We start from the raw sequence: 326 nt of genomic DNA, 5'->3' as shown, positions 1-326 counted from the left end.
GTACGGAAGTAGAACTGTGGACGGTAACCTTTGAAGAATGGAGTATGACGACCACCTTCATCTTTCGAAAGTACGTATACTTCTGAAGTGAATGTAGTATGTGGCTTGATTGAACCAGGCTTAGCTAGTACTTGACCACGTTCAACGTCTTCACGCTTAGTACCACGTAGAAGTGCACCAATGTTCTCACCAGCACGACCTTCGTCAAGAAGCTTACGGAACATTTCAACACCAGTACAAGTAGACTTAGTAGTGTCCTTGATACCAACGATTTCAACTTCGTCATTCACGTTGATGATACCAGCTTCAACACGGCCAGTTACAAC

1 protein-coding gene is annotated in these 326 nt (G+C 44.2%); it reads right to left on the bottom strand.

The features are described 5' to 3' along the window. Positions 1 to 326: EF-Tu/IF-2/RF-3 family GTPase (locus H5119_RS20175; protein WP_259399079.1), on the bottom strand; the 326-nt coding region annotated here is incomplete at both ends.

This window comes from Pseudoalteromonas sp. SG45-5, assembly GCF_014164085.1.
Classification (GTDB): domain Bacteria; phylum Pseudomonadota; class Gammaproteobacteria; order Enterobacterales; family Alteromonadaceae; genus Pseudoalteromonas; species Pseudoalteromonas aliena.
Note: the sequence above shows the minus strand (reverse complement) of the source record. Positions and strands in the feature narration are given on the sequence as shown.